Genomic DNA, 17,428 nt, shown 5'->3' with positions numbered 1-17,428 from the left:
GTTTTAACATTCATTTAAATGATCTTGAATCCATTGTGTAATTGTCACGACTTTTGGCGTTTTCGCCATCGATGTTGGATAAGTCATATAATAAGCTTTGGTATTATTTAATTCATAAGGCCAAGCCAAGATTAATTTTTGAGTTAATAACTCTTCTTCAATCAAAAATTTGGGAATAAGTGCAACACCACAACCTATTATTGCCGCATTAATACATGAATAAAAAGTATCAAATCTTGGACCAATAAATGGGTGTTCATTTACGAACTCTTGCATTTGAAAATATTCATCCCATGCTCTAGGACGTGATCGACATTGAATTAAAACATGACAATGAAAGTCTTCTAAACTATTAAAAGGCGTTTGTGTAATTTCAGGAGAACACACGGCTACACACTGCTCTTCAAATAATTTGATGCTGGTCATATCCCTCCAGACGCCTTCACCATATAAAAAGGCAATATCTGCTTGTAAATTTTCAATTTCCGAATCATGAATTTGTTCTTGAACATCGAGATGTATATTGGGATGAGATTTTCCAAATCCTTTTAATGCTTTAATCAACCATCTCGCGCATAACGTAGGGTGAACAGCGATATTCACCGTCTCTGCTTCACTCCCATGTGCCAATATATTTAAAACAGAGATTTCGATTTGATTGAGTATCTTTTGGGCTTCTGCCAGGAATATTTTACCTGAAGGAGTAAGATTTAAACCCTTTAAAGAACGGTCAAATAAAGTCGTGTTAAGGCTATCCTCTAAATGGATGACTTGTTTACTTACAGCACTTTGAGTCATGTGGAGGACTTGAGCAGCTTTGGTAAAACTTAAAAATCGAGCAGAAGCTTCAAAGCATCGTAATGATGTCGTCGATGGAAAAGTTCTGGATGTCATTTTATGCATTTTTTAAATTCCTTTTTTTATATTGAAGAGTGCCCAAATCCATTGAAAGTTACTTGTTTTTTAGTCTGCCATATCATTGCTTTGACCAAATACCTTTAGATCACTGACTCAATAATACGAATTTCAATTTAACTCATTCAGTAAAAAAAAAAATTCAAAAAATACCCAATCAAGCAGATTTTTTTCATCTTTTCGCTGTCCTTTTTAACAACAATCACCTTAACCTAACTTTGTAGTTTGGATGACAATGACTCCTCCGATAATAAGTGTGAGCGCGAACCACTCAATTACTGTTACATTTTCCCCCATTACAGCACCAATAATCACAGCAATCACAGGTGCTATATATGTTGCAACTGAAGCTTTCACTGCTCCTAATTTTTGAATAATGTAATAATACAAAAGAAAAGCTCCTCCCGTACCCATTACACCTAGCCCAATAATAGTACCTATAAGTACATGTGTATCAGAATATATTGTTGTAATACCTTTAAAATCAATGAATAAAAAAAGTGTCAATACGGCTATACCTAATTGCCAAGTTGCAAGTGCAATGGATGGTATCTCTAATGGCAAAAGATAATATCGGGCATAAACAAATGAGATACCGAAGCTCAAAGATCCGACCATTACCCAGAATATTCCCATTAATGAAATAAATTCTGAACTTTCCCACGGACGAGCACTTAAGATAATCCCCGAAAAGCTGAGCGCAATGCCCATAATGACGCCTAGTGACAATCGATCTTCACGCAAAAAAATGAGTGCTGCAAGTAAAGTAAAAATAGGAATAATTCCACTTAATAATCCAGCGATACTACTTGGTAATAATGCCGTTCCAGCAACAATACCATAGTAATAAAGGATCGCTGCTAAAACAGACATGACCACAAAATGCTTTAGATAACGTAGTTGCTTCAATGAAATACTTCCTGTATACAAAGCAACGATTAAAAGAGGGATGAAAGCAAAGAAAATCCGCATGAATACCGTCTGAGCTGGAGAAATTAAAGCGGTCGCCCATTTCATATAGATGAAATTGCTTCCCCAAATGATACCCAGTAAGACAAGTGCAGCATAAGCACGCAACATAGTGTCCTTAACTCCTCAGAGCATTCATAACATTCGAGCTCCACAAGAGCTCGAACTCATTTGATTAAAGAATTCTTTTTGATAGTTGTCTCGTATATTTAAGAATTCGATTTATTCTTTATGAATTTAACAATGAAACTAGCACTCACTGTACCAATTGCCAAAACTAAAGTGACTATGGTTTCGTACTGATACTTTTCATTCACAAACATATATCCCAATGTGAGTGTAATTAAAGCAATGACAACATAAGTCAAATATGGAAAACACCACATTTTAAAATCAAGCTGAATACCTTGTTTGTCTAATGATTTACGCATTTTTAATTGAGATAACGCGATAATTAAATAAATGAGTAAGCTAATTGCGCCTAAGGTAGATAAAAAGAAGAAAAACAATCCCTCAGAAGCATAATAATTAAGTCCTAAACAAATGATTGAGAAAATGGTGGTGACGATAACTGCTGTTCGTGGTACACCTGCCCGGGTTACATTAGCGCAAATTTTAGGTGCATCTCCACGACTTGCTAAAGAAAACAACATACGAGAACTTATGTAGGTGCCTGTATTTAAAACACTGCTTACCGAAACGAAAACAACCAGATCCATGATGAGTTTTGAACCCGGTACATTTAGAACATGCAGAACATACTGAAACGTTCCCATTTCCTGTAACCCTTTATCTGTCCATGGCACGATACACAGCACTAGAAAAATGGAAAGTACATAGAATATTGCAATACGATAAATCACCAGATTGGTTGAACGGCGAATTTCCTTGCCTGGATGTTTTGCCTCTGCAGCAGCAATTGACAACATTTCCACACCAAAGAATGAAAACATCACAATTAATATCCCAGACAGAATAGCCCCATAGCCATGAGGAAATAGTCCGCCATGCTGATATAAATTAGCAATACCACTAATATTTGGATTTAATGACCAATAACCCAAAATTGCTGAAACGCATATAACAATGAAAATAACTATGGCAGCAACTTTAGTTAAAGCAAACCAAAATTCAAACTCACCAAATTTTTTTACGTCGAAAAGATTTGTCAAGGTTAAGATTAAAAGAATACTAAAAGCAAAAATAGCGGGATGTACATCAGGAAAATAAGCAACTAATATATTTGCCCCCATTATTGCTTCAAAAGCAACAACTAACATCCAAAACCACCAGTATAACCAACCTGTGGTAAAACCAGCCCAATGTCCTAATGTTTTTTCAGCATAAACTGAAAATGAGCCTGAGTCTGGATGTAGCACTGCCATTTCACCCAGCATACGCATCACTAAGAACACTAGAATACCTACAATCATGTAAGAAAATAATATCGTGGGACCAATCGTATTAATGGCTGATGCTGATGCAATAAATAGACCTGCACCAATAATTCCACCAATTGTTATCATACCCACCTGTCGGCTTGATAAACTGTGGCATAATTTATTGTCCGTATCACTACGATTAGATATATTGTCATGTTGTTCCATTGAATCCTTCCTTATAAATTTTAATTGTTTATTGATCCATATATTAAATTTAGAAAAATTCTAATAAACGACTACAGTACACTCCATTTTATAACTGTAGATAATTGATCGATTCACAAAACTATCAATTTCAATAAACTAATTTAGTATGTTTTTACTGATTCTGACCTACAAACGAAAAAAGGGAATGTCTTTACGACTTATTTTCGTAGACATTTAATGCATGCAATATTCTTTTTCTTTTCGTGTTTTGCTATTAATAAATCAAAGAAAATCCATGTTCTAAATTTCTCCATATAGAAATTCATAACAAATATATTTTCAAGCTTCAGTCTGGAGCACAAAAAAATAAATTCAGTAAATCAATATCAAGGAAGATATCAATGTTTAAATTCAAATACTTAGCTATAAACTTGACCCTATTATCTATATTTTATCCTCAGATGACACAAGCTTCCTCTCAAATCGGAGATCCCCAATCTAATCTTGGGGCACTTACATTTTCAGGATGGCTACGTGCCAATATTCAGGATAAAAACTATTCTAATGATGAACATAAGCTCAAATTTGATGCAGCAAAATTAGCCATTCAATATGACGCAACCCAATTCTTTGGTAATTTTGAATATCGTTGTTATCAATTTGATGAAATCTGTGATTTTTCTTCTTTGGTCAATGCCAATCTTGGCTATAAGATTAATCCAAGTAATCGTATAACTATTGGGATACAGGATGTACCTTTCGGACCTGGTCGTGGCTGGTCAACCAATTGGTTTGGAGACATTACTGTGACTTCAGGTTTATCAGATATTCACCATTTGGGCGTGAACTTCAATACTCAGCTCTCTGATGATACGACAATCGACCTCGCCTATTTCGCCCGTGATGCGGGAAGTTATGTAGGAGATAGTAAAAATGCTGCACGATATTCTGCCAGTTATGTCAATCCCAATGATCCGAATGAAACCCGCTTGCAAGAAAAAAATATGCTCGTTTCACGTATCGATCAAAAATTACCTCAATGGATTGACGGACTGAATCTAAGCGCAGGAGGCTCTTATTGGTATTCACAATTGGATAATAAAACCAATAATCAGACAGGGCATCGTAATAGTTGGGCTATTTTCTCTCGTGCTCATTATAATAACTTTAATTTAACATTAACGACTGGTAGGAACAAAATTAAAAACAAAGATCTATTACAACCTAATTATTCCGTCATGGGAGCATTTGATACAAACTATTATGTTGCAAATGATGCTGATTTCTATGCCATCGATATTAATTATGCTTATAAAGATCCAAATGGTCGTTTTAATCTAACACCGTATGCGACTTATTCGCTATATAATAAAAATATTGATGATTATAAAGACTCAACACGTCATACGATTGGAGCACAACTTGATGTGAAAAAGTTCTCTTTTGCAACAGAATATATTTTTGGAAAAAATGATCCATTTATTAACGGAAATATGCAATCCTTAGCAATAGCTGATAATAAACCGACCCATAAAATGTTAAATTTATTGTTCTTCTATAATTTTTAATTTACTTGATTATTATTTTCAATCTAATCATACGATCATAGTAGAAAAGAAAGTTCTCCAGTTTGCTCAAGAGTCATATCTTAATCAAATCGTGGGAACTTTCCTTCGGTTTTCTACTTTTGAGTTCAATTATTTTGAGGGGGGATTACCGATAAGTACTGATAATTCAAAACAGCTCAAGTCACGAAAAAATAATCTAGCTGTCTACAGAAAAGCTACAGAATTTTTTGTAGACTTTATGCCTACCTTTAGTTGTTAACAATAACTACGGTGTTCATCATAGAATTTTACGATACCTCTGTTTTGGGCTTTTCGGCTTGTCAGGAATAGTACGATCAACCAAACCCGCCTCTATCGCGGGATTGAGATAATTCTTTTGAAAAGTTGCTCGATGCGTTAACCCCACCAATTGCATCAACTCAGTCAACGTATAGTCTTCTTGTTTCATTACTGAAATTAAACGTTCTACTTGATCGCTACGTTCTAAACGAGCTTCTGCATCAGCTTGAGCGGTAGCATGATCGCTATCTTGAGCGGTGTCATTTGAACTAAGGATTGCATCTAAAATCATCTGTAAAATGAATTCGATAAATGGCGCTGAATCAGCCCGATCAGTACTTGCTTGTAAAGCCTCATAGTAGGCTTTTTGATTTTGATAGATCAGACTTTCAACTGGGATATTGACAAAGATAGGATTCCATCTACTCAGTATCAGTGTTTGCCATAGTCGCCCCATCCGCCCATTACCATCTGAAAATGGATGAATAAATTCAAATTCATAGTGGAATACTGAACTTTGAATCAATGGATGTATTTCACTATCATTCAACCAATCGAGTAAATCAGCCATCAGTCGATTGATCTGATTGGCAGGAGGCGCCATATGCACAACTCGATCGCCTGACATTACACCGACACCACCATGACGATATTGACCGACTTCATCGATCAAGCCCGTCATTAAAATTTGGTGTGCTTCTAATAAGTCTACTTCGTGACCCGGTTGCCATTGCTGAAAGCCTTCATAGGCTTTGATAGCATTACGCACTTCTTGCACTTCTTTTGGAGGTGCAATTACTGTTTTACCATTAAAGATCGCTGTGATTTGTTCTGTACTGAGCGTATTTCCCTCTATTGCCAATGAACCTTGAATAGTGCGGATACGATTAACTTTCCTTAATTTTAGACTATCTTGGATTTCTTCTAAAACAGTCAAACGCCCTATATTCTCACTAATCTGCGCAATCAGATGAATGATTTTGGATGTGATGCTATAAGGCGGTTGGTATTTCATAAGTAAAATTTCAACTAATTTGAAGATAAACCCAATTTATCAAAAAATGCTTTATTCAATAAACTGCCTCTAATATAGCCAGTATGGACCAAAATGTTTACCAATCTCAATACGATAATTTTTTCTGTTTTTGCGGCGTTCTGCAATATACGCTTTCGATTTCTGGGTAAAACGAAGAGCAGAACCTACCAAAGAAGAATCATGATCGGCTTATTGACCTGTTTTTCCAAACTCAACTTTATCAACAAAAGATTTAGAAACTTCATAGGTAGCCATGCAAATACCGACCATTCAGAACATTTGAAGATAATAGATATGGAAATATTAGCATTTGTCTACAAGAGAGTTGTAAATTTAGAAAAAAGCCACAAAATTTTAATTGTTTATAAAAATTATTTTAATATAACTTATTGCTTAAATAAGTGGTCCCGAGGGTCGGACTCGAACCGACACGTCATCGCTGACAGTGGATTTTGAGTCCACCGCGTCTACCAATTTCACCACCTCGGGAGAGGTTGTGTGCGTATAATAGCGCGTTTCATTTTCTTGTCAACGACAAGTTTTCACATTTGTATAAAATTAATGCATATCTGGTTTTTTTGGATTATAAATCACCAATTTCAGCCTTTAATTTGAAAAAAGACTATACTAAGCGCAGTTTTTAAATCTCCAATGTCAGTTTTTCTTTCCCATGATGCAACTCTCTGATTTTAGTTTCGAACTTCCCGATGAACTTATCGCACGCTACCCGCTTGAAACACGTAGCGCTTCTCGCCTTTTACATCTCAATGCAGATGGCTCATATCAAGATCACAGTTTCACCGATATATTAGATTTATTCGATGAAGGTGACTTGATGGTACTCAATGATACCAAAGTGATGAAGGCACGCCTTAAAGGTAAACGAGCATCTGGAGGTGCAGTTGAAGTCTTGGTGGAGCGTATATTTGATCAAACTATTGCACATTGTCACATCAAAGCCAGTAATTCACCTAAAGCAGGTGCTGAACTATTTATTGGTGTAGATGGTATTAAAGCCATTGTACAAGGGCGTCATGAAAACTTATTTATTGTCGAGTTTTCTCAGCCAATTTTGCAGGTTCTGGATTTGTATGGGCAATTACCTATACCACCTTATTTTAATCGAGAAGCTGAAGCGATCGATACTGAACGCTATCAAACCGTATTCAATGATCCAACCAAGTTAGCAAGTGTTGCAGCACCGACCGCAAGTCTGCACTTTGATCAAAGCTTACTGGAAAAATTAAAACAAAAAGGTATCCAACAAGCTTTTGTGACCTTACATGTCGGTGCAGGTACATTTTTACCTGTGCGGACAGACAATATCGAAAATCACATTATGCACAGTGAATGGTGCGATGTACCTGAGGCAACCGCAAAACTTATTCAAGAAACCAAAGCACGTGGGAATAAAGTCATTGCAGTAGGGACCACAGCAACACGTGCATTGGAAAGTGCTGCACAAGCTTCAGGTGGTAAAATTGCGGCTTGGACAGGAGATACCCAAATCTTTATCTATCCTGGCTATCAGTTCTGTGTGGTGGATCGCTTGATCACTAACTTCCACTTGCCTGAATCAACGCTGTTAATGCTGGTTGCGGCATTGTCCAATCGAGACAATATTTTAAATGCTTATAGACATGCAGTTGAGCAAAAATATCGGTTCTTTAGTTATGGCGATGCCATGCTGATTGAAAATGCAAATACAGAACAAATGACAGCAGAATAGTTTACGCCATAATTTACAGCACGACCTGCAAAGTATTCATTCAAAGGATGCTTTGCATTTAAAATCATTTTTTCGTTACAATTAAGCTTCTGAAAACTCGTCACAATAATGAATAAAGATGAATGATTTACCAACAAAAATTCAAAATGCGTTTAGTCAACAACATGTCAATAATGGTAAAACCCAAAGTAATATTGATTCAATCAACCGATTATTAGCTTCAACTGAAAATTTTGAGCACTTGATCGAAAAGTTAAAGCATTGGCAAGATGATCCAAGCCTGTCTATTCAAAATTATACTTTTTGGCTTTTTATCTGTGTGGGTATAGGCGTTGCCATTTTGGCTTTTTTTACTCATCCAATTCTATTTTTATTTGCAATAGCCAGTATTGTCTTTGCTTTTTATAAACGTACTTCAACCAAGCCACTCAATCAACTCATAGATTATCTCCAGCAAAAGAATTTAGAGGCAAAATATCAAATTCGCTTCTTTCCGAACGAGACCGATAACAAAATTATCTCTCCTTATGATTTTCCATTATTTGGCTTAGGGGACTATGAAAATTCAATTCGCAATACCATTTATGGTACTTGGCAAATTAATGGTTTCATCTATCCATATATGTTGTTTAACTATCATTATGTTGATGAAGTTGAAACTCGCGATTCGGATGGTAAAACAAAAACTGAATATCGCCATTACGATTTATGGGGAATCATTGTTGAGAATTTTCCCACCCAAGGTATCAGTATTTCTTCCAAACAAAACCGCGCGTGCCGACTTGGAACGAAATGGTCCAGTGGCGATATTCGTTTTGACAATCAATATCAACTCAGCGGAACCAACGAAATGCGTTTGGCTAAATTTTTCAGTCCCAATCATGTACTCATGCTTGATCAGGCGATGTCGAATTTCAAAGGTGATTTTTACATTCACCCACAACACCCAGCACTGTGTTGGTTATTTAAGATTGACATCACCAAACCGCATTTGCAAGTGAATCAAGTCCAGACTGTACATGACCTAGCAGCTCAACTGGAAAGCATGAGCATGCCTGATTATGAGCAACTTAAACAATCACTCATAACAATATTGCAAGAAGTTCAACCTAACACTGAAACAAATAAGTTTTAAAAATAAATAAGTTAATTGGTATTTAATGTGATTTATCGCATAATTATCGATAAAGTATTTAAAATTTTAGTTGCTGAAAGGCCAAATCATGATGAGCAATTATGCCTATAGAAACCGTTGAACGATTACTGCATTACCGCACTCGAAAAAATCAACATGTGATGCGTAATATTGCTCGATTGTGGGAGATTGGGCAACAGGCTCAATCTGCGCAAGATATTTTGGATGGTCTACATCCCTGGGGTGAAAGCAAAGATCTGTTTTTCTATAATGTAATTCCTCGATTTTTGTTTATTTTGGGGATAGCAACTGCGCTAATTGGCTGGTTTTTTCATCCATTTATCCCCTATCCACTGGTGCTTTTAGCTGGATTATTATGCTGTTTTGCTGCCTATTTAATTTATGAGCCCAGTGACCCAATTGACGAAGTCATTAATTTTCTAGAGCAGAAAATAATGTTGTTGCGGTATGACTTGCATTTCAATAAAACACCAACTCATATCTCGACCACAAGCAATACCTTATTGGTCATGAGCAGATTAAAACAAACCTTTCCTTTTTTTGCCCAAGGCAATGTATCAAATGAAATCGAACAATTTGCCTCTACAGTTTGGTTTGATGGAGAACAAGAACATCATGTGATGTTGTTTCAATATCATTATATTGATGAGTTTTCACTCCCAAATAGCCAAGGTGAAAAGCAAAAAATCAGAGAAATTCACAAAGACCAATGGGGCGCTTTTATTTTTCAAATGCCTGCACTTGGATTTGCTGCCAGCAACAAACATCATGAGTTCACACCGCCGTATACACAGCGCTGGAAAACAGCCGATATTATGGTGAACCAAAACTTATATATTTTTGGCTATAATCAACATCAATTGGCACGAACCATCAGCCCAAGTATTACCTTAAAATTAAGTGATTTTTTTCAACAATATTCAGGTGATATTGTTTATCATTTTGAGGAAAATATGCTGTGCTATATGGGTGATCAAAACTTATTTCGAATTGCTCGAAAAAAGCAAAGCCCTCAAGATATCTCGGCACTACGTGGACATTTAAGAACATTAACCATGCCTGAATATGAAAAATTCAAACAGAGCATGCTAAACTTGATTTCATAAATCATAAGGAATAATCAGAATGGGTTTAATCATATTTATTGGGATTTTTATCGCCATTATCGTTTGGGGCATTTTAGTCAGAAATAATATTGTGCGTTATTTCAATGCAACCCAACGTGCATGGGCCGAAGTGGCGAATTTTGAACGTCAAAAAGTAAAGACGCTTGAGACTTTAGAACAGACACTGGCGCAATATACTCAATTTGAAAAATCCACCTTAGAAAAAGTGACTGAATTACGTCAGCAAATTTTGAATTTAAATTTAAACAATACTGATGTTTCTCAATTACAACATGTGGAAAAACTCAACCAAGACTTAATGAAAAGTCTAAATGTTGTTGTTGAAAATTACCCTGAACTTAAGGCTGATACACTGTATGCAAAAATGATGGATGATATTCAAGAGCAAAATGAAAATGTCGGTGCAGCGATTACAATCTTCAATCGTAATGTTGAAGAATTTAACAACACCATCGAAATCTTCCCGAATAATATGATTAACACCATCACTTTAGCGAAGAAGACGATTCGTCCATTTTCAGATAATGTTGTAACTCAAAACTTCGATTACAAACCAAATTTCAATTAGTCACCAACATCACCCTAAACCTTTTGTATGCCTTCTTAGATAAATGCTAAGAAGGTTTTTTTGAATTTTCATTTGATACTATGAATGCATCAAATAGACTTATTTTAAAACCAAAATATAAATCATCGTTTGCAAATCTCGATCATCTTTGAAGATAAATACAGCTATTTTTAGATTAAAAAATGACATTTCGATCATTTTCTGATATTTTTCAAACCGCTAAAAAAATGACTATTTTTAGAACAAAACGATCAACTTATAAAAAACAATCTAAAGATTGGAGTTATACAATGTTAAAAAAACTATTCATGATGTTCTGTCTGTGTTTCATATGGCAAGCTCCTGCTCAAGCAAAAGGACTCTTGGTTTTCAATACAGGTGATGAAATGTTTAAAGTTGGTGCATTTCCACAAGAACTCATCAGCCAATATGAAGACCTTAAAAGCTTAAATGTAGGCTACAAATGTAGTCACTTCGGAATTTTATGGGCAGATGTGAGAACATGGGATTGTACACTGGTTGGAATGACTGATGCTGAACCAGATACTTTTTATGAATTACCTGAAGATGTGATTGCATCATTAAGTAAAAATCCTGATTACCAAGAAAATAAAATGCAACGCAATTTTTGGAATCATTATGGCATTTTTATTTTAGTTCTTGCGATTATTGGGTTAATCGTCATGGGGCGCAAAGCCAAAGATTAATCGGACGGTTAACCTAAAAGAAGTGGACCAAAGTCCGCTTCTTTTATAAAGAATAAAATACAAACACCTGCAACTATCTATTCGCATACATATAAATCAAGTCATATCTTCAATTTTTAACATGATGAAAAATAACATGACTGGTATTCAACCCTAAAATCAGGGAAAATAGCCCCTTTTGCAATTATCAATCAGCGAACTGTTTTTTCGCCAGATTTAGGTCATTTATGAAGTTTGAAAAATTAGGTCAGTCGGGGCGTGCTCGTCGTGGTCGTTTAACTTTAGCACATGGTGTCGTAGAGACTCCTGTGTTTATGCCTGTCGGTACCTACGGTACTGTTAAGGGGATGTTGCCACGTGATATTGAAGATATCCAAGCACAAATTATTCTAGGAAATACCTTTCACCTTTATTTACGCCCTGGATTAGATGTTATTCGTGAACATGGCGGTTTGCATGAGTTTATGAAATGGGGCAAACCTATTCTGACGGACTCAGGTGGCTTCCAAGTATTCAGTCTTGGAGCAATGCGCAAAATCAAAGAAGAAGGTGTGACCTTCCGCTCTCCAATCGATGGTTCAAAAGTCTTTTTATCACCTGAAATTTCAATGGATATTCAACATACCTTGAACTCAGATATTGTGATGATTTTTGATGAATGCACACCATATCCTGCAACACATGAGGAAGCCCAAAAGTCATTACAATTGTCATTGCGTTGGGCAAAACGTTGTAAAACTCAACATCATGATGTGCTTAAAAATAAAAATGCCTTGTTTGGAATTATTCAAGGTGGCATGTATGAAGATCTTCGTGAAGAGTCTTTAAATGGTTTAAAAGAAATCGATTTTGATGGTTTTGCAATTGGTGGACTCTCAGTAGGTGAACCAAAGGAAGAAATGATCAAAGTTTTGGATTATCTCCCAGCGAAAATGCCAGCAGATAAACCACGTTATTTAATGGGCGTAGGCAAACCAGAAGATATCGTTGAAGCAATCCGTCGTGGTGTGGATATGTTTGACTGTGTGATGCCAACACGTAATGCACGTAATGGTCATTATTTTGTTACAGATGGCTTAGTGCGAATTCGTAACAGCCAATATCGCCATGATCAACGTCCATTAGACCCGCATTGTGACTGTTATACCTGCACCAACTTCACTCGTGCCTATTTATTCCATTTAGAAAAATGTGGTGAAATGCTCGGTTCAATGTTGGGTACCATCCATAATTTGCGTTATTACCAACGCTTTACCCAAGATATTCGTGATGCTTTAGATCAAGGTACTTTTGATGAATACGTGACAGATTTTTATCAACGTCGCGGTTTAGAAGTTCCACCTTGTCCTGTGGACTAACGCCCCAATATAAAGCTGAATTGAAGATTAATTCAACAGTATTTGCGCTGAAACCCAAGACAAGGTAAATTGCAGAACAAGTCGATTTAAAAGCCATGCAAATGGCAGAAAATTTTTAACATTAGGAAACTGAAATGAGTTTATTTATTTCTTCTGCTCACGCTGCGGCAGCGCCTGCACAAGGTCCAGGCATGATGGCAAACATTTTGATGATCGTTGTATTTATCGCGATCTTCTATTTTCTCATCTGGCGTCCTCAAGCAAAACGTGCAAAAGAACACCGTACTTTAATTGAAAGCTTAGGTGTGGGCAGTGAAGTTGTATTTGCAGGCGGCTTAATGGGTCGTATTCTGAAAATCGACGGAGACTTTGCAGTGGTTGAATTAGGCAAAGGAAATGAAGTGAAAATTCAACGTGCAAGTGTTATTTCAGTTCTGCCTGAAGGCACATTAAATAACCTTTAATCATAAAACGGTCGTGCACTTAGCACGACTTTTTCATTTTAAGAAGAAAGCGAATGCGTTACCCTGCATGGAAATATTTATTGATTCTAGTGGTACTAGTAATCAGTACATTATACGCGCTGCCAAGTTTATATCCTGATGAACCTGCTGTTCAAATTTCGGGTGCCAAGGCTGGTACCACGATTGACAAATCAGTGATACAAAAAGCAGAGCAAATTTTAAAAAGTGAAAATATTAGCAGCCATGATAATACTTTCACCAACAATGCTGCCCTCTTACGTTTAAGCACATCAGAAGCCCAATTAAAGGCAAAAGATGTACTAAGCAAAGGTTTGGGTGAAAACTATACGATTGCGTTAAACCTTGCGCCAACAACACCTGAGTGGTTACAAAAAATTGGTGCTAAACCAATGAAGCTCGGTTTGGACTTGCGTGGTGGTGTTCATTTCCTACTTGAAGTAGATATGGATAAAGCGATTGCACAGCGTATGGAAACATCAGCAACTGATTTACGTCGTGAATTCCGTGACAACAAGATTAATTTCAATAGTCTTGCATTGAATAACAATGTGATTACCATTCAGTTTGCCAATAATGATGACCGTGCAGCGGTGATGGATTTCTTACGTCGCGATGGAAATAAATATAATCAACAAGCTTTAGCTACAGATACTGGCTCTACGCTTAAGTTGACCTATAACGATGCGACCAAGCAAGACATTCAGTCTTATGCGTTAAACCAAAACTTAACCACACTACGAAATCGTATCAACGAATTAGGTGTGGCTGAAGCCTTGGTGCAAAGTCAAGGTAGTAACCGTATCGTGGTTGAACTGCCAGGTGTACAAGATACTGCTGAAGCAAAACGTGTATTAGGTCGCACTGCAAACTTAGAGTTCCGTTTAGTTTCAGATTTAAATGATCAATATATTGACCGTTTTACCGGTAAATATAATGGGCAACCTTTACCTCCGGGTACTGAGGTTTTTGCTTATGAATCGTTAGACAGTGGTCGTGAGTTATTATTAAACCGCAACCGTATTTTAACGGGTGAACGTGTCCAAAATGCATCAAGTGGCTTTAGCCAAGATACTGGTGGCGCTGAAGTAAATATTACTTTAGACACTGCTGGCGGTAAGTTGATGTCTGATGCAACACGTAACGCAGTTGGTAAACGTATGGCAGTTTTGTTTATTGAAAATAAACAAAAAATTACCTCGGTTCCTGATCCTGTTACAGGAGCAATGACTGAAGTCCGTACACCATATACAGAATCTGTTGTGATCAATGCTGCGAACATTCAAGCTGTATTGGGTTCATCTTTCCGTATTACAGGCTTAGACTCACCTCAAGAAGCGTCTGAACTTGCTTTGATGCTTCGTGCAGGTGCATTAGCTGCGCCAATGTACTTTGTTGAAGAACGTGTGGTTGGTCCGAGCTTAGGTCAAGAAAATATCGATAAAGGTGTACTTTCTACCCAAGTTGGTTTCATCCTTGTTGCGCTTTGGATGATCGTATTCTTCCGCCTATTTGGTTTAATCGCAGATATTGCGCTAGTGATTAACTTGGCAATGCTTTTGACAGTCATGTCTTGGATTGGCGCTTCATTGACCTTACCGGGGATCGCGGGAATCGTGATCACGATTGGTATGGCGGTCGATGCTAACGTACTGATCTGCGAGCGAATACGAGAAGAAATGCGCTGGGGCGCCTCGCCCAAACAAGCGATTATTGCAGGTTATGATCGAGCCTATAACACCATTCTCGACTCAAACTTAACCACATTCTTGGTTGCATTTATTCTGTTCGCGATTGGTACAGGTCCGATTAAAGGCTTCGCGGTTACACTGATGATTGGTATTATTTGCTCAATGTTTACTGCAATTACAGTCACTCGTGCAATTGTCCAACTCGTGTACGGTCGTAAACGTAACTTGAATAAGTTGAGCATATAGGAGATCGATGATGACTGATGTGACTCAACCGAAAAAGAAATATGGTCGCCCTGATGATGAGCATGTAATTAATTTCATGAAGATTGCCAAACCTGCGGCAATCATCTCGATCATTTTGACCATCGCCAGTATCTTCTTTATTGCAACCAAAGGCTTAAATCTAGGATTAGATTTCACAGGTGGTGTTTCTGCTGAGTTGAATTATCAACACGCAGCAAAACCTGCTGATGTAATTGCCAATCTAGACCAAGCTGGCTTTAAAGATGCTGTTGTACAAACATTAGGTTCAAACAAAGATCTTATTGTTCGTATGCCTGCGCAAGATCTAAAAGTTGAAGACTTAAGCAATACCATTACTAAAGCTGTTCAATTACCGAATAATGCTGCTGTTGTTCATAAAGTGGATTCTGTCGGTGGTCAGGTAGGTAATGAACTGTATTTACGTTCTGCCGGCGCTGTTGCACTTGCAATGTTGCTTATGCTGATCTACGTGACCATTCGCTTCGAGTTTAAACTTGCAGTGGGTGCAGTCCTTTCATTACTGCACGATGTAATCGTAACGATTGGTATTTTTGCAATGATGCAGTGGCCATTCGACCTTACAGTCTTGGCAGCGATTCTTGCGTTAATTGGTTTCTCACTAAACGATAACATCGTTGTATCGGATCGTATTCGTGAAAACTTCCGTAAGATTCGTGGTGCAACCCCATTAGAGATCGTCAATATTGCATTGACTGAGACCTTAAAACGTACCATTCATACCTCAATGACCCTATTACTGGTTGTACTTGCAATGATGTTCTTGGGTGGTGATGGTTTACACTGGTTCTCTGTGGCGATGTTTATTGGCGTATTTGTAGGTACTTATTCGTCAATCTATATCGGTACTGCATTTGCTTTGTGGCGTGGTCTTAACCGTCAAGACTTTATTGTTCAAGTTAAACCTGAATTTGAAGATGAAGAACATATTCCTCACTAAGTTTCAGTTTTAATTGAAAAAGCTCATCTTTGGATGGGCTTTTTTATGCTTAAAATTTACCTCACAATGCAAAGAAAATGGTCGAGTTGTGATGACTAAGACCCTAGTCTGCCAAACGATTGAATAACCATCTAGAATTCACAAGCACAAAAACGAATTAAACACCCACAATTTTAAAGGCTCATAAAATGCATAGGTTTTATTTATAATCAATGACTCGATGCAAATCAGGTGTATAAATAATTAGGTGGTTCAGTACAGAATAGCGATACCATGTAAACCATATAAATTATGACTACTGAGCATAATATTTTTCACTTGGATAATATTTTACTTTTTGTTTCCATTTTCCATTAACCAAATTACGATCTGTTACCTCAACTTGATTACCTCTTGATAAAGTTGCATCTTCAATAAATTCTCGAACCAGTAATAGCCCCTTTTTAGGTACAATTCGATATTCGGAACGCATATGATAACAACAACCACTTTTGTTAAAGGTGATGATTCGTTTACGCTTTTTATCTAACTGAAACATCCCTATATTTTCTCGGGTAAGTGCTGAGAGTTCAGAACTTAAAACAAATTCATGCTTGCTTTGATTAAACACATAAATATCATAAATAACAACACCATAGGGACCATAATGACCATTCCTTATTGCAAGGTCTTGTGTTCCATCAAAGTTAAAATCAGCAAAAATTAAAGGACTTCGTTCATCATAAAGTTGTACCACATTAACATTGGGCTTAAAATTTTTATCTAGATATATGGTCAGTTCATCAGAGTGAAATGCTTGAAATACTGCTTTACTGCCCTTTTTAAATAACTTTATTTCGGCCTTGTCACCACATTTTTCCTTCTCACATACAGTATCAATAATGACATCATAGTGTTTTGAACCATTCTTAATTTCAAAAACTTGTGCTTGTGCTATAGACAAACTAAATACTAGATAAATGCTCACGCTTTGACAGATCGTTTTAATTACTTGCTTCATCATTTTTATTCAGTCAATTTTGATTAAAA

The 17,428-nt window shown here is 36.8% G+C and carries 15 protein-coding genes and 1 tRNA gene; 10 read left to right on the top strand and 6 right to left on the bottom strand.

Features of this window, described 5'->3' with window-relative positions:
• Positions 1-3: 3 nt before the first annotated feature.
• The 3 genes from AC1Z3T_RS13570 to AC1Z3T_RS13560 all read right to left on the bottom strand — a co-directional run bounded on the left by AC1Z3T_RS13570 (position 4) and on the right by AC1Z3T_RS13560 (position 3,491).
• A complete protein-coding gene (locus AC1Z3T_RS13570) occupies positions 4-903 on the bottom strand; it encodes a LysR substrate-binding domain-containing protein (protein WP_004827757.1) in 900 nt (299 codons plus the stop codon).
• A gap of 219 nt (positions 904-1,122) precedes the next feature.
• On the bottom strand, positions 1,123-1,995 hold the full coding sequence (locus AC1Z3T_RS13565) for a DMT family transporter (protein ID WP_100884543.1): 873 nt from the start codon (positions 1,993-1,995) through the stop codon (positions 1,123-1,125).
• Between the two features lie 98 nt (positions 1,996-2,093).
• Positions 2,094-3,491, bottom strand: coding sequence for an amino acid permease (locus AC1Z3T_RS13560; protein WP_058967306.1), 1,398 nt, complete (start codon positions 3,489-3,491; stop codon positions 2,094-2,096).
• Between the two features lie 383 nt (positions 3,492-3,874).
• On the opposite strand from AC1Z3T_RS13560, the gene AC1Z3T_RS13555 reads away from it, so the two are divergent.
• On the top strand, positions 3,875-5,041 hold the full coding sequence (locus AC1Z3T_RS13555; RefSeq protein WP_100884542.1) for a hypothetical protein: 1,167 nt from the start codon (positions 3,875-3,877) through the stop codon (positions 5,039-5,041).
• Positions 5,042-5,318: 277 nt separating this feature from the next.
• Here the strand turns inward: AC1Z3T_RS13555 and AC1Z3T_RS13550 are convergent, their stop codons facing one another.
• Entirely contained in the window at positions 5,319-6,335 is a 1,017-nt protein-coding gene (locus AC1Z3T_RS13550; RefSeq protein ID WP_100884541.1) for a Fic family protein, read from the bottom strand.
• A gap of 423 nt (positions 6,336-6,758) precedes the next feature.
• Positions 6,759-6,845, bottom strand: a tRNA-Leu gene (locus AC1Z3T_RS13545).
• A gap of 184 nt (positions 6,846-7,029) precedes the next feature.
• Here AC1Z3T_RS13545 and queA point away from each other — a divergent pair.
• From queA to secF, 9 genes are all read left to right on the top strand, one after another.
• Complete coding sequence (gene queA, locus AC1Z3T_RS13540; protein WP_046761451.1) at positions 7,030-8,085, top strand: tRNA preQ1(34) S-adenosylmethionine ribosyltransferase-isomerase QueA; 1,056 nt, start codon at positions 7,030-7,032, stop codon at positions 8,083-8,085.
• Positions 8,086-8,203: 118 nt separating this feature from the next.
• Positions 8,204-9,220 (top strand): hypothetical protein, encoded by a 1,017-nt coding sequence (locus AC1Z3T_RS13535; RefSeq protein ID WP_100884540.1) that lies wholly within the window; start codon positions 8,204-8,206, stop codon positions 9,218-9,220.
• Positions 9,221-9,321: 101 nt separating this feature from the next.
• Entirely contained in the window at positions 9,322-10,347 is a 1,026-nt protein-coding gene (locus AC1Z3T_RS13530; RefSeq protein WP_046761394.1) for a membrane protein, read from the top strand.
• Between the two features lie 19 nt (positions 10,348-10,366).
• Positions 10,367-10,936: a LemA family protein gene (locus AC1Z3T_RS13525; protein ID WP_005030971.1), complete on the top strand. Its 570-nt coding sequence runs from the start codon at positions 10,367-10,369 to the stop codon at positions 10,934-10,936.
• A 290-nt stretch (positions 10,937-11,226) separates the two neighbouring features.
• On the top strand, positions 11,227-11,643 hold the full coding sequence (locus AC1Z3T_RS13520) for a hypothetical protein (RefSeq protein ID WP_004827746.1): 417 nt from the start codon (positions 11,227-11,229) through the stop codon (positions 11,641-11,643).
• Between the two features lie 227 nt (positions 11,644-11,870).
• Positions 11,871-13,001, top strand: coding sequence for a tRNA guanosine(34) transglycosylase Tgt (tgt, locus tag AC1Z3T_RS13515; RefSeq protein WP_004827745.1), 1,131 nt, complete (start codon positions 11,871-11,873; stop codon positions 12,999-13,001).
• 134 nt (positions 13,002-13,135) lie between these two features.
• Positions 13,136-13,465 (top strand): preprotein translocase subunit YajC, encoded by a 330-nt coding sequence (gene yajC, locus AC1Z3T_RS13510; protein WP_004827744.1) that lies wholly within the window; start codon positions 13,136-13,138, stop codon positions 13,463-13,465.
• Positions 13,466-13,518: 53 nt separating this feature from the next.
• Positions 13,519-15,420 carry a protein translocase subunit SecD gene (secD, locus tag AC1Z3T_RS13505; protein WP_004827743.1) on the top strand — a complete coding sequence of 634 codons (1,902 nt, stop codon included), beginning with the start codon at positions 13,519-13,521 and terminating at the stop codon, positions 15,418-15,420.
• A 7-nt stretch (positions 15,421-15,427) separates the two neighbouring features.
• The gene (gene secF / locus AC1Z3T_RS13500; protein WP_085944225.1) at positions 15,428-16,399 is read left to right on the top strand and encodes a protein translocase subunit SecF; all 972 of its coding nucleotides are present in this window, start codon (positions 15,428-15,430) and stop codon (positions 16,397-16,399) included.
• Between the two features lie 295 nt (positions 16,400-16,694).
• Here secF and AC1Z3T_RS13495 read toward each other — a convergent pair whose 3' ends face one another.
• A complete protein-coding gene (locus AC1Z3T_RS13495) occupies positions 16,695-17,402 on the bottom strand; it encodes an XAC2610-related protein (protein WP_100884539.1) in 708 nt (235 codons plus the stop codon).
• Between the last annotated feature and the right edge of the window lie 26 nt (positions 17,403-17,428).

It is taken from the genome of Acinetobacter sp. B-6, from assembly GCF_056930735.1.
This window is presented reverse-complemented; position numbering and strand designations above follow the sequence as displayed.